This is a genomic window from Desulfitobacterium sp. (assembly GCF_035539115.1).
Taxonomy (GTDB): domain Bacteria; phylum Bacillota; class Desulfitobacteriia; order Desulfitobacteriales; family Desulfitobacteriaceae; genus Desulfitobacterium_A.
Genome location: NZ_DATLJA010000054.1, coordinates 1 through 13,381, shown reverse-complemented (window position 1 = coordinate 13,381; position 13,381 = coordinate 1). Strand labels below are relative to the sequence as shown.

Sequence of the window (13,381 nt, the reverse complement as noted above, 5' to 3'; positions counted from 1 at the left end):
AGGTGGTGACTTTTTGAACATTATAATTAAACGAGCCAACGAAGAAGACAGCACTGAATTGACTTCAATTTCATTTGCAGCAAAACGATATTGGAATTATCCAGATGAGTACTTTGAAATTTGGAAAAACGAGTTAACCATTACCCCTGATTACCTAAATCAGAATACTGTTTATGTCGCACAAGTTGACGGAAAAGTAATTGGCTTTTTCTCAATAGTTGAGGTCAAAGAAAATTTATGGACTGGAAGATTCTTAATGCAACGCGGGTTTTGGTTAGATCACATCTTTATTCAGCCAGAGTTTATTGGGAAGGGGATTGGATCTGAACTCATTTCGTTCGCGAAAGAAATGTGTAGAAGGGATAACATAGATCACTTATTCCTTCTTTCCGATCCTAAGGCCAAAGGGTTTTATAACAAAGTGGGTGCTCAGTACATTGAAGAAGTACCATCAAATATTGAAGGAAGAACCGTTTCATTATATAGATTTGCAATATGAGATTGTGTTAAATCCCGTGGATGTTTGCAGAGGAATCATGCAAATATCCACGGGGTTTTTCATACGCTTGTATAATGATCTAAAAATTAGTCTAAACTACTCATAAAATTGGGAGGCGGTGTCTAATGCAATTATCAGCGAGGAATCAATTAAAAGGTAAAATTAAAGAAATTAAGGAAGGGCCTGTATCAACGGAAGTTGTTCTAGACTTTAACGGTGTAAGCATTGTCTCAAGTATTACCACCGGTTCGGCACAATCCATGAAATTAAACGTTGGTGATGACGCAACTGCTATCATTAAGGCAAGTTCGGTTATGATAGCCAAATAACAATCGAAAAGGGAATAAAAAAACCGGGAGACCAAAAGAGTCACCCGGCTTTTTTATTTTTCCTTCCTCGAAAGCTAACGTTAAGGGTATTAATCGTCTCCTTTGTCATTTCTACGCTTTGATATTTTACTGGAAACGACGATGATCATGATAAAGACAAAGTAAAATATAAACAAGCGTAAGATACCACCAGGAGAAATACTGAAACTTTCCTTGAAGAAATTTGTTTTAATAATTATCAAGAGTAACCCTGCTGTAATTACCATAGCCGAAAGTAAGCCTACCAGGGGATATACATTTTCTTTACGCTGGGTAAACGCGCTGGCATAAGCCCCCGCCCAAACAATCCGAACTAAATAGTAGACCATGGTTAACATCATTATCACAAACTTACTCATAGGACTGCCCGCCCACTGAACCCCATGCTCTCCGAGAAACATATCGAATAACAGTAAATAAAAGAGTATGAAAAAGCACTGGTTTCCAACTTTGTTGCGGATTTGGAGTTGCATTTCATCAAAGTACTTGTTTGAATTTATTTTATTCAGCATTCCCATCATCCTCCCAAAAGATTTGGTCAAGTGTTTTATTGAGTGTTCTACAAATGGCGATGCATAAGCGTATTGAGGGATTAAAATCGCCACTCTCAATGGCGTTAATGGTTTGCCGGGTAACGCCAACCGTTTCAGCGAGTTCTTTTTGAGATATGTCCTTTGCGGCTCTAGCAGATTTGAGTCGCAGATTTTTTCCCATAGCTTTCACCTCAAGATCAGTGTAATATAAAAGAGACCTAATGCCAAATATATATTACATATAGCGACTTGCTTCAGATGGGTATTCAGGTCTAGTTTCTCAGGAAAAGGAGGAAAGATATGGCATGTGTAGAATAATTTTAGGAGGAACTGGGCTAATTTCTTCAGAATAAACCTACGAATTGTAGATCTGGGCAGCCAGGAAAGGATAATTCAATGGAATTACTCAGGGTAAACATAAATAAGGCCGGATATTCCAGAGATAAAGATGCCATTAAGAACGTGGCTCTATCTGTGAAATCTGGTGAATTAGTGGGACTCATTGGGCCAAATGGTGCCGGAAAAAGCACAACAATCAAAGCGATTATGGGGTTGTTGCCAGTACTTGATGGACAAGTAGAATTTGCCGGAAACGGTAGGCGGTATTCTTATGTTCCGGAACAGCCTGTGTTATATGAAGGGCTAACTCTGTGGGAGCATTTAGAACTTGCCGCAGCCGTCTATGAAATTGGTCAACATGAATTTGTGACGAGAGCAGAAGATTTACTCAAGCTCTTTTGCCTTACTGAATTTAAGCACCATCTGCCATCTACTTTTTCTAAGGGTATGCAACAAAAGGTGATGCTTATTTTGGGTTTTCTCATTGAACCCTTGGTTTACGTAATTGATGAGCCTTTTGTGGGCCTGGACCCGCTGGGAATAAAAGACTTCTTGAATCTTATTAACTTGGCCAGAGCTAACGGCGCAGGAGTATTGATGACTACGCATATGTTGGATACAGCAGAAAAGATTTGTAGTTCTTTTGCGCTCATGAATGGGGGAACGGTGGTTGATCGAGGCAATCTTACGAAATCCGAGAGCATAGCCATTTGCCTGAAGGCTCTTTATTTGACTGTTTCGTCCAACTTTTGGAGAATTGCTCATGATTACCGTAAGCAGATTCTTTTTCCGACGCATTGCTTCAGAATGGAAATATCAGTACGAGGCATGGAAAACGGCCGTTGACTGGATTGTCGCGCTTTATATTGTTATTCCCTTTTCACTTCTCTTTTTAGACGCATATCTTTCTTGGTGGAAGAATGTTCCGGGCTGGCTCGACTACATCCCCCTCAATGCGCTATTAGGAGTTATCCTCCTTTTCGTCTGGTCAGGAACAATCCGTATATTCGTGGAAGATGCCGATCAACTTTTTCTTTTCCAGCAAAAACGATGGCGAGAGAAACTCATAAAGTACAGTTTAGCTTATTCTTTTGGGTTTAACATGTTTATGACTTCGCTCTTGTTCCTAATACTCGCGCCGTTTTTGCTGCTACACTATGGTTTTTCTTCTGCCGAATTAGTAGGGTTCATCATTTTCGTATTCGGACTTAAGACGAGTATGGGTATAGTTATACAACTTGTAGAACGACGTTTCCAAGGTTGGAGACAAAACCTTGTCAAGTTGGCTCTCTTTACAGCATCAGGTGTTTATTTGAGGCAAAGTGTGGCTTTCCTTACAGGCTGGCAGGATCTATTCTTTTTGTCAATGACGGTGCTCTTCATGGCCTTAATTCTGCTTAGCTCCATACGGGTAACCCTTCAAGGCGTTTTCCACGACGATGTAAGAAGAGGGCAAGCTGCAAGATTAAAGTTGGTCAACTTTCTCTTACGACAGGCTGGAACTCTAGCGAAAAGTCCAAGGAACTTGAGACAGCGTCCCTGGTTGTTCAGAAATTCTAATCGACTCTTTAAGAAGCGCACCCCTGAGAATGTTTTGGTGGAGCTGTGTCTCAAATCCACGCTGCGAAAAGGTGAAAACGTTAGTTTTTACTTACAAGTCGTGGGCGCGTGCCTATTGATGCTCTCGGCTTTTCCGCCAGACTGGAAATGGTTTCTCTGGATGACTTTTATTATACTTTTGACAGCCGTCGTTAGGTTATACTGGTTAGAGGTGGTTAACTCGCCCTTTGTAAATCTATTTCCTTGGCTTCCTGAAACAAAAATAAATGCGGCAAGCCATGCCTTATTTCTTATGGCCTTGCCAAGTCAGCTTATCATTGGACTTGTGGTGGCAATACAAACCCAAGCCTGGCTAATCGCTTTAGTAATGTTACCCGTTGGACTTTTCATAGGCTATTTTACAGCTAGAAAGCTTGTTTCCTTTAATCTAAATGGGGGTCTACAAAGGAAATACTAATTTTAGAGATAAATATTAGGTAGAGCGAATAAATTATAAAACTGGGTGGGTACAAGATCAAAATGAAATCAAGTGCAATATCGATGTAAGGGAGAGAAAGACTTGCAAAAAAGAGTGGGTCAATGAAAAAGTGCAAGATGGAGGATTCCTATTTGCATCGATGTGGGAGTGTGTTGGGTTGTATTCATCACAACGATGATCCCAGAGGCTGTGGATTTGGTCCGTACTGCCATCAGTGTATTGTTGTAAGAAACACGTCCCTTGAGGCAATCCAAGGTTCGGAAACACGTCGTACAAAAGGTAAAATCAAATTTGCGTCAGGTCAGGTCTTGAGTGTTCTCGTCAATTAAGACCACTTGATGTTTTTTTGTTCATTTGGTATTGGATGGGAAAAAAAGGCTATTGACAAAACAATATTTATATAATACGATTGCTTTAACCAATTTACTAATAAAACATAGTGGAATACTAGGTATTTTTCCAAATCTTCCGTTGGAATCTTTATAAAACGTAAGGATTTTATTGAATAAAGGAGGGGTCAATTAACATATGAAAATATTAAGAAAGGTATGTAGAGTTAAGCGTTATTTTTACCCTAAAAACCAACTATATTGATTGGAAAACTAAAAGGCTTTTTCGTGTACGGAGCTGTTGGTTCACTGGACCTGAGTTAAGAAAATGTGGTGAACATGACTGGAGGTGTTGATTATTAGTGAACCATCAAAATATTCCTGGTTAAAGGAACTCCTAATGATCATTAAGACTGTGAAGCATGGATCAATTACATTAATTATTCAAGATGGATTAGTCATTCAAATTGACAAAAATGAGAAGTTTAGGCTGAAAAAGACGCAGTAGACAAAGGATTTAATTTCATAATGCATTCGGCTGATTGGTGAACCAAAGGCCCTGTGACATTTCTCACGCCATATTATGGCGTTGAAAGCTTTGTCTCGGGTCTTTTTTCGTATATAAAAATGAGGAGTGATAAAATGTTAAGACCAAAGAACACCCAGAAGAGAAGGTCAGTGCTAAAACATGGTGTTTTAGTGGCGCTCATGATGACGCTTATTGTTTCATTAGTTGGCTGCGGTGCTCAGAACCAGAGCGCATCCGCGGGGGTAGCAAAATCAGAAGAGACGAAGCCTGTCACGCTGCTTAACGTTTCCTATGATCCTACCCGTGAGCTTTATCAGGAATACAATGTGGCATTCGTGAAATATTGGAAGGGGAAAACCGGACAAGATGTTACAGTAGAACAATCCCATGGTGGCTCTGGAAAACAGGCTAGATCAGTACTGGATGGATTGGAAGCTGACGTAGTAACCCTGGCTTTGGCCTATGATATCAATTCGATTAACAAAAACGGGGAATTAATCAATAAGGATTGGCAGAAACGTTTGGCCAATAACTCTACACCTTATACATCAACCATAGTCTTTCTTGTAAAAAAGGGCAATCCGAAGAATATCAAGGACTGGGATGACCTAGTGAAGCCAGGAATATCGGTTATTACACCAAATCCCAAGACATCAGGTGGCGCCCGCTGGAATTACCTTGCAGCTTGGGGATATGCTCTTGAAAAGAATGGTAACGATCCTGAAAAAGCAAAGGAATTTGTTAAAGCACTTTTTAATAACGTGCCAGTTCTTGATTCAGGAGCTCGTGATTCCACCATTACGTTCACTGAGCGCGGTATTGGCGATGTACTAATTGCCTGGGAAAATGAAGCATTCCTTTCCACCAAAGAACTTAAAAACAAAGATCAATTCGAAATTGTGGTTCCTTCACTCAGCATTTTAGCTGAGCCACCTGTAGCTGTTGTTGATTCGGTTGTTGATAAAAAGGGAACCCGTAAAGTTGCCGAAGCTTATCTTGAATATCTGTATAGTGATGAAGGCCAAGAAATCGCGGCTAAAAACTACTACAGACCAAGAAACGAAGCCATTGCGAAGAAATATGCTTCGCAGTTCACACAAGTTAAGCTCTTTAATATTAACGATGTCTTCGGTGGATGGGACAAAGCACAAAAAGATCACTTTTCTGATGGTGGGATATTCGACCAAATCTATATTAAAAAATAAGATGAAATAGGAATAGAACGGTTCTGTACTCTTGGTGGCGCCTCACTATCGGGACCGTTCTATTATCTTGTGAAGGTGAATCGATGAGCTTAAGAAAGAATGCACTAAGAATAAAGCGGAAGAGCGTTATCCCTGGTTTTGGCATCACCATGGGTTTTTCGTTGTTGTATATTAGTTTACTCGTATTGATTCCTATTTCCATGATTTTTCTTAATACTTCACATATGGGTTTAAAATCTTTCTGGGAAGTCGTTTATACGGAACGAGTTTTGGCCTCCTTGAAATTATCGTTCGGTACTTCGTTCTTAGCAGCCATAGTCAATGTGTTTTTCGGAGTTCTGATGGCTTGGGTTCTTGTAAGGTATTCATTCCCCGGGCGTAGACTTATTGATGGTTTAATTGACTTACCCTTCGCCCTCCCTACCGCTGTTGCAGGGATTACACTGACCACTCTATATGCTGAAAATGGCTGGATTGGCAAGTTGTTTGTACCTTTAGGTTTGAAAATATCGTATACTCCTTTGGGAATAACATTAGCGTTAATCTTTATTAGCTTTCCATTCGTGGTAAGAACAATTCAACCGGTTTTAGAAAGTATTGATCTGGAGGCGGAAGAGGCAGCTGCGTGTTTGGGAGCAACACGGTTTCAGACCTTTTACAAAATCATTATCCCAGAGCTACTTCCGGCAATAATAACGGGCTTTGCCCTGGCTTTTGCACGGGCTTTGGGTGAATATGGATCGGTTGTTTTTATCGCAGGCAACATGCCTATGAAAACTGAAATAGCACCTCTTTTAATTCGCACAAAACTCGAACAATATGATTTTGCAGGGGCTACAGCTCTGGCAGCCGTAATGCTGATCATTTCGTTTATTATGATATTATTTATTAATTTGACCCAGTGGTGGGCAAGCAACAGAGATGAGGGTTAGGAGTGTTAATATGGCGATAAGTACCAATTACAAGAGAGCTAATAAAGGCTCGGAATTTGTGAGGGTTGCCCTAATCTCAATTGCTGTGATTTTTTTTGTTTTGATCCTCGTGATTCCACTTCTTTCAGTGTTTATCAAAGCCTTTGGCGAAGGAGTAGGTTTATACTTTGCTTCGATTAGTGATCCTATCGCGTTAAAAGCTGTGAAACTCACGCTCATTACGGTGATAATTTCGGTGTTGTTCAATACCGTGTTTGGTCTAGCCGTTGCTTGGGCGGTGGCCAAATTTAGGTTTAAAGGCAAGAATTTATTGATTACGCTGATTGATTTGCCCTTTGCAGTTTCTCCTATCGTTGCCGGCCTTATATTTGTCTTGCTTTTTAGCACGACTCATGGAATTTTTGCACCGGTATTAAACGCTTTGAATCTCAAGATAATTTTTGCTCCTCCCGGAATCATTATTGCAACCCTATTTGTGACCCTTCCCTTTGTAGCAAGAGAATTGATTCCTCTGATGGAAGCACAAGGAACTACGGAGGAGGAAGCAGCGCTTACCTTAGGAGCCAGTGGCTGGAAAACTTTCTTATATGTTACATTGCCCAATATTAAGTGGGCACTGATTTATGGTGTCATGCTGACAACTGCAAGAGCAGCGGGAGAATTCGGCGCAGTTTCTGTGGTTTCCGGACATATTAGAGGACTTACAAACACGTTGCCGCTCCAAGTTGAAATTTTATACAACGAATATAAATTTACGGCTGCTTTTGCCGTTGCATCCCTTCTAACCGTTATTGCAATCATTAATTTAATCGTTAAATCTGTTTCAGATTGGAAAATAAGGAAGTAGGAAAAAGCAGTAGTTGGAGGACTTTTGATGAGCATTGAAGTATTAGATGTTTCAAAGACGTTTGATTCCTATAAGGCATTAACCGATATTAACTTGAAAATCAATACGGGAGAATTGGTTGCTTTATTGGGACCGTCCGGTTCAGGTAAAACTACACTTTTGAGAATTATTGCCGGACTAGAAACGGCGGACAAGGGCAGTATTATTTTTGATGGAGAAGATAACACTCAAAAAAGCACCCAGGATCGAAAAGTAGGCTTTGTATTCCAGCATTATGCCCTTTTTAAGCATATGACCGTTTTTGAAAACATCGCTTTTGGGTTAAAGGTTAGACCGTCCAAATTCAGACCGAGCAAGAGCGCCCTTGCAGATAAGGTTCATGAACTCTTATCCTTGGTTAAAATGGAGGAATTAGCTAATCGTTATCCTGCACAACTGTCAGGGGGGCAACGTCAGAGAATCGCTTTGGCCAGGGCTTTGGCCGTGGAACCCAAGGTTTTATTGTTAGACGAACCTTTTGGAGCTTTAGATGCAAAGGTTAGAAAAGATCTCCGAAGATGGCTTAGAAAGCTGCATGATGAATATCCGATCACTAGTGTTTTTGTCACGCATGACCAGGAGGAAGCGCTCGATGTGGCTGATAGAATTGTAATTTTCAATCAAGGCAAAATGGAACAAATTGGTACACCTGAAGAGGTCTATAACAACCCGGTTAATCCGTTTGTTTATGACTTCCTTGGTGATGTTAATCTGTTTCATGGTAGAGTGCATGATGGGAAGGTTGAGCTGGGATCGTTAAAGCTTGATGTCCCAGAAAACGTAGGAACAGAGAATGAAAATGTAATCAGCTATATCCGTCCCCACGATATTGAGGTTAGTGTCAATGCTGGAGGAAACTTTATCGAGGCACAAATTCTCTATATCAGAGCGGTTGGACCGATCGTCAATCTCGAATTAAAACGGTTAGATTCGGGAGATTATATAGAAGCTGAAATCAGTAAAGAAGTTTACAGAACCTTAGATTTGAAAGAAAACCAAAAAGTCTATTTGAAACCTAAGGAATATAAGGTTTATACGCCGGATGATTATATGATTTAAGTTCTAAGGAGTTTTTGAAAGGCACTTTTGTTACAGGAATACTAGGAATTAGAAGGGGCCTTCAAGTATTTCACTTCGTCTTTTGATGGAATCCTAAAAATCGTGATGGACATGACTGGAGGTGTTGATTATTAGTGAGCCATTCCCGAACAAAATGTTCACCTTGAGCCCAATACCTTCCAGAAGGGATTTTTGTCAGTCAAATAGGGAATGTTGCAGCGCATTATATAAATATTAAAGGTTTTAGGGTTTTTGAAGCCGCCCCATATCCTGTTATAAAAGTCCTAGAGAAACTGCTCACAGATCATTTTTTTTAAGGAGGAAAACAATGAAATCGGATCATATTGAAACATTGCTGATTCATGGCGGGATCGATGGAGATGAAAGAACAGGAGCGGTCAGTGTTCCTATTTATCAAACATCTACATTTAGAAAGAATGCTTTCGGAGAGCCGCAAAACTATGAATATTCCCGTACGGGCAATCCCACCAGAGAAGCGCTGGAGACGCTGATTACTGAACTAGAAGGAGGAAAGGCAGGCTTTGCCTTTGCTTCCGGGATGGCAGCGATCACAGCTGTACTGATGCTATTTCAAAGTGGAGACAAAATAATTATTTCCAATAATGTTTATGGCGGAACTTTCCGGGTTCTAGATAAAGTATTCGCGCAATTTGGGTTAAGTTATGAAATCGTAGATACTTCCGACCTTGGACTTTTGGAGAAGGCTCTGGACAGCAAGACAAAGGCAATTCTGCTGGAAACTCCAGCCAACCCCCTTTTAACCATTACCGATATTGCCGGAGTAGTCGCAGTGGCTAAAGCTAAAGGGGCTTTAACTATTGTGGACAATACCTTTATGACCCCCTATTTGCAAAAACCGCTTGAATTAGGCGCGGATATTGTGGTTCACAGCGCAACTAAATATCTTGGCGGTCATAGCGACATGGTCGCGGGATTGGTGGTCGTAAATAATGAAGAGCTGGGAGAAAGGTTGCACTTCATCCAGAATGCAACCGGGGGTATTTTACAACCTTTTGATTCCTGGTTGTTGATCAGAGGAATCAAAACCCTGGGAGTTAGAATGGACCGACATGTTGAAAATGCCCGGCACATCGTCGAATTTCTCCTTCAAAGTCCTGATATTGAGAAAGTGTATTATCCGGGTTTGGAGAGTAGTGCGGGCTATGAAATTCATCGTCATCAGGCATTGGCACCAGGAGCAATGGTCTCTTTTACGATTTCCAGGAAACAGGACCTTGCCAAATTTTTTCAAGGACTTCACTTGATTACGTTTGGAGAAAGCTTAGGGGGTGCAGAATCATTAGTTTGTCATCCGGCCAGCATGACTCATGCGTCTATCCCGGTCGAAATTCGCCATAAGATCGGAATTGAGGATAATCTAATCCGTTTATCTGTAGGACTTGAGAATAAGGATGATCTTGTGAATGACCTGAAAAAGGCTTTAGCTGCAGCTAAACAAGGCCAAATGGATTGAAGCTGAAATAAATAATTAAGGAGTTGAAGAGGGTGGCAACATTAAGGACAATCGATTTAATTGGAAATACTCCGTTGGTCGAAATTAGATGTTTTGATGTGGGCGTCTGCCGATTATTTGTCAAACTAGAATGTCAGAACCCGGGTGGCTCAATCAAAGACCGAATCGGCATATCCATGGTTGAGCAGGCCGAAAAAGAGGGGAAAATTAAGCCGGGAGATACATTAATTGAAGCAACGGCAGGCAATACGGGTCTTGGACTCGCTCTTGCAGCGATTACCAAAGGGTACAAACTGATTTTGGTCATCCCGGATAAAATGAGTACTGAAAAAATTAACCATTTAAAAGCAATGGGCGTAGAAATTATCATTACTCGGTCAGATGTTGAAAAAGGTCATCCGGAATACTACCAGGATTATGCCTTAAGGTTGTCCCAAGAGATTCCTAATTCCTATTTTGTAAATCAATTCAACAATCCGGCAAATCCACTGGCTCACAGACTAACGACTGCACCGGAAATCTGGGAGCAGACGGAGCATGAGGTAGATGCGATTGCTGTTGCAGTCGGGTCAGCCGGGACTTTAAAGGGGTTAACTGATTATTTTGTAGAAGTTAAACCGGATTTAGAAATCATTTTAGGAGATCCCCAAGGGTCGATTTTGGCAGACTTCGTGAATCATGATACCCTTTCCCAAGCAGGCAGCTGGCTTGTGGAGGGAATTGGTGAGGATTTTGTACCGGATCAATTTGACAAAACCCTGATCAAAAAAGCGTATTCGGTGACGGATAGCGAAAGCTTTGAAGCCGTGAGAACCTTATTGCGCAAGGAAGGGATCTTAGCAGGTTCATCAACTGGAACCATGCTTAGTGCAGCAATTAAGTATGCGCAGGAACAAAAGACCCCTAAAAACATTGTGACTTTTGTCTGCGACAGCGGAAATAAGTATTTATCCAAAATGTTCAACGATTTTTGGATGCTGGATCAGGGTTTTATTGAACATGAAAATAAAGGAAACCTGGAAGATTTGATTACGAGGAAATATTCCGAGCGAAGTATCATTACAGTGAAACCGGAGGATACCTTGTTAAACGCGCATTCTAAAATGCGTTTGTATGATATTTCGCAAATTCCGGTACTTAACGAAAATACAATTGTTGGCATTATTGATGAATGGGATATCTTGACTGCAGTGGAAAACGGGGACGAAAAGATTTTTAAAAAACCAATCCAAGATTATATGTCTAAAAATGTGGTCACCGTATCCGTTGATGATGAGTTGAAGAATGTCATAGCACTCTTGAAAAAGGATTATTTAGTCATTGTTAAAAAAGAGGATCAATTTTTGGGACTGATAACCAAGATGGATTATCTTAATTATTTGCGAAAAAAACTAAAATAGAAATCTGTTAGGATTCATGGCGAATTATGATCATCTGAAGAAAAACATCCTTGTTTTGGAGCTGATCGCAAAAGCACTGGAACTTTGTCCGGAAATCTCGGTAGTGGGAATTGCGGGAACGGGTAAAGAAATTTCCGAGCTGCTTTACGAGCATAAATTCCCACAGAAAACCTTTTCCCACGGATAAGATTTTTACTTTAACCAATAATTTAGTGGCTGACCGGAAAACTGGAGGCTGCATCCCAATAATGGGATGCAGCTTTTGACATATAAAAGGAGGTGAAAAGGATGATTCGTATATCCAATCTGAATAAGGTATATAGCATTCCGTATGGGGAAATACCTGCGTTAAAGAACATTAACCTCACCACTCCCATCGACCCTTTCATGATGTCAATCGGGCAGAGGTTCTCGGAGATCTGTCAACTTAGTTGGAACGGTAGACTATGGAGAGAAAGGTGTGAAGGATTTGAAAGAGAGTGAGAGTCTAAGCAATCTCGAAAATTCAGTAGATCTTTTGCTGCTGAAATTTATTATAAAAATAGAACCAGGTCAAGAAATAAGGACTTCCTTACAGGAGTACGGGATTAGATTAGGAAAAGCGATCCGGGAGTGCATTGAATTACAAGGGTTAGAACCGAATCTAAACGATTTTATTGAAAAATATGGGGCCTCCTGTTTTTGTCATTATAAAACGTGTGTTGCTCAAAGTGGGATTAATCAATTTCGCATCATCCATTGTCCGACTGATTCCTATTGTCGGATGTCACAGGGAATAGAACTCGGTAATTTATTGTGCCAATTGGATTTGGCTGTAATACAAGGGTTTGCTCCTGAGTTGGAGGCTAAAATTGACAGTAGTATGAAGATTGGTTCAAAGAATTATTGGTTTGAGTCTGAAATTAGTTTGCCCACTCATTAATTTCTTACTTATAATTTCTATCTTGACTTGTAGAAGAATTAGTATATAATACAAAACAAATAGGAAAAGTGTGTATAAGTTCTTAGAGCCATATTTCATTGTGCTATATGGACCGATTGAAGACAGGATCCGAACTTTATAACTGAATGTAATATCTGCTTGCGATGTTTCCACTGAAATTTTTTCGTGTCCACGCTCGAAACAGTATACTTTTCGTACATGACGGGTGCCATACCCGTGTTTGGAAGTTTCGCTTAAAGTGTGCTTTTGTTTAAAGATTCTAGACTGGTCTTTGCATTTCCACTCAAAATGTGAATGCTTTGAGCAACTGGGCAACTCAGTATTTCACAGCGCAATAGAATGGCTTGTTCTATAATTATTGGAAGATTTATATTTCTAATGTTTAAAAAGGATATTGACAAAAGAAAAATGTTGGAATAAAGATATTAAAACCCGAATTATTCATAGTGGCTTAAACAATCACTAAAGTAATTAAGATTCTTCTAATTGATGCAGCAAAAGGATACTATCAACGCCCGAAAAAATTAACGGTTTAATCATTTTACTTAAATTTCCATTATTAAAGCTAGACTTCAGCCTTGGTGTGAGGATCAAATTTTTTCAGCTGGCAAAACCGATACTTTAGCTATTCAATTTGAAGTTTTTGCAGTTGCCCCATGACGTTCCAAAAGAATTTCTGATATACGAAACTGGAAGATAGCTTAAAATATAGGGATCTACCTGACTTTACCAGCTTACTGGCTACTTTAATAAGCCGTGTCCGAATACTTTCAATTTGCATCGTCCTTTGCCCTTGCGGAAAACAAAGAGTCCTCAGCCAATTGGT

General features: G+C 40.2%; 17 protein-coding genes. 14 read left to right on the top strand and 3 right to left on the bottom strand.

The window, feature by feature from the left end; all coding sequences use genetic code 11:
- Nucleotides 1-499: GNAT family N-acetyltransferase (locus tag VM640_RS09995; protein WP_325391769.1), on the top strand; the 499-nt coding region annotated here is incomplete at its 5' end.
- A 125-nt stretch (nt 500-624) separates the two neighbouring features.
- On the top strand, nt 625-828 hold the full coding sequence (locus VM640_RS09990) for a TOBE domain-containing protein (RefSeq protein ID WP_325391767.1): 204 nt from the start codon (nt 625-627) through the stop codon (nt 826-828).
- An 89-nt stretch (nt 829-917) separates the two neighbouring features.
- Here VM640_RS09990 and VM640_RS09985 read toward each other — a convergent pair whose 3' ends face one another.
- On the bottom strand, nt 918-1,379 hold the full coding sequence (locus tag VM640_RS09985; protein ID WP_325391766.1) for a DUF6773 family protein: 462 nt from the start codon (nt 1,377-1,379) through the stop codon (nt 918-920).
- Nucleotides 1,369-1,581: a helix-turn-helix transcriptional regulator gene (locus VM640_RS09980; protein ID WP_325391764.1), complete on the bottom strand. Its 213-nt coding sequence runs from the start codon at nt 1,579-1,581 to the stop codon at nt 1,369-1,371. Before VM640_RS09980 ends, VM640_RS09985 begins: the two co-directional genes overlap by 11 nt.
- Before the next feature lie 215 nt (nt 1,582-1,796).
- On the opposite strand from VM640_RS09980, the gene VM640_RS09975 reads away from it, so the two are divergent.
- The 12 genes from VM640_RS09975 (at nt 1,797) to VM640_RS09920 (ending at nt 12,534) form a co-directional block, all read left to right on the top strand.
- Nucleotides 1,797-2,585, top strand: coding sequence for an ABC transporter ATP-binding protein (locus VM640_RS09975; RefSeq protein WP_325391762.1), 789 nt, complete (start codon nt 1,797-1,799; stop codon nt 2,583-2,585).
- A complete protein-coding gene (locus VM640_RS09970) occupies nt 2,503-3,756 on the top strand; it encodes an ABC transporter permease (RefSeq protein ID WP_325391760.1) in 1,254 nt (417 codons plus the stop codon). The genes VM640_RS09975 and VM640_RS09970 overlap by 83 nt, the downstream gene beginning before the upstream one ends.
- 122 nt (nt 3,757-3,878) lie before the next feature.
- Nucleotides 3,879-4,106: a hypothetical protein gene (locus VM640_RS09965; RefSeq protein ID WP_325391758.1), complete on the top strand. Its 228-nt coding sequence runs from the start codon at nt 3,879-3,881 to the stop codon at nt 4,104-4,106.
- Nucleotides 4,107-4,449: 343 nt separating this feature from the next.
- A complete protein-coding gene (locus VM640_RS09960) occupies nt 4,450-4,614 on the top strand; it encodes a YezD family protein (protein WP_414647951.1) in 165 nt (54 codons plus the stop codon).
- 200 nt (nt 4,615-4,814) lie between these two features.
- Entirely contained in the window at nt 4,815-5,840 is a 1,026-nt protein-coding gene (locus VM640_RS09955) for a sulfate ABC transporter substrate-binding protein (protein WP_414647949.1), read from the top strand.
- 83 nt (nt 5,841-5,923) lie between these two features.
- Complete coding sequence (gene cysT / locus VM640_RS09950; RefSeq protein WP_325391752.1) at nt 5,924-6,772, top strand: sulfate ABC transporter permease subunit CysT; 849 nt, start codon at nt 5,924-5,926, stop codon at nt 6,770-6,772.
- A 10-nt stretch (nt 6,773-6,782) separates the two neighbouring features.
- Nucleotides 6,783-7,619 carry a sulfate ABC transporter permease subunit CysW gene (gene cysW / locus VM640_RS09945; RefSeq protein WP_325391750.1) on the top strand — a complete coding sequence of 279 codons (837 nt, stop codon included), beginning with the start codon at nt 6,783-6,785 and terminating at the stop codon, nt 7,617-7,619.
- Nucleotides 7,620-7,646: 27 nt separating this feature from the next.
- Nucleotides 7,647-8,717, top strand: coding sequence for a sulfate/molybdate ABC transporter ATP-binding protein (locus VM640_RS09940; protein ID WP_325391748.1), 1,071 nt, complete (start codon nt 7,647-7,649; stop codon nt 8,715-8,717).
- Between the two features lie 328 nt (nt 8,718-9,045).
- Nucleotides 9,046-10,212, top strand: coding sequence for a trans-sulfuration enzyme family protein (locus VM640_RS09935; protein ID WP_325391747.1), 1,167 nt, complete (start codon nt 9,046-9,048; stop codon nt 10,210-10,212).
- A 32-nt stretch (nt 10,213-10,244) separates the two neighbouring features.
- Nucleotides 10,245-11,612, top strand: coding sequence for a pyridoxal-phosphate dependent enzyme (locus VM640_RS09930; RefSeq protein ID WP_325391745.1), 1,368 nt, complete (start codon nt 10,245-10,247; stop codon nt 11,610-11,612).
- Nucleotides 11,613-11,628: 16 nt separating this feature from the next.
- Complete coding sequence (locus VM640_RS09925) at nt 11,629-11,799, top strand: response regulator (RefSeq protein WP_325391743.1); 171 nt, start codon at nt 11,629-11,631, stop codon at nt 11,797-11,799.
- Between the two features lie 273 nt (nt 11,800-12,072).
- Complete coding sequence (locus tag VM640_RS09920; RefSeq protein WP_325391741.1) at nt 12,073-12,534, top strand: hypothetical protein; 462 nt, start codon at nt 12,073-12,075, stop codon at nt 12,532-12,534.
- A 646-nt stretch (nt 12,535-13,180) separates the two neighbouring features.
- On the opposite strand, the gene VM640_RS09915 is transcribed toward VM640_RS09920, so the two are convergent.
- A partial coding sequence (locus VM640_RS09915) for a transposase (RefSeq protein ID WP_325391739.1) occupies nt 13,181-13,381 on the bottom strand: 201 nt, incomplete at its 5' end.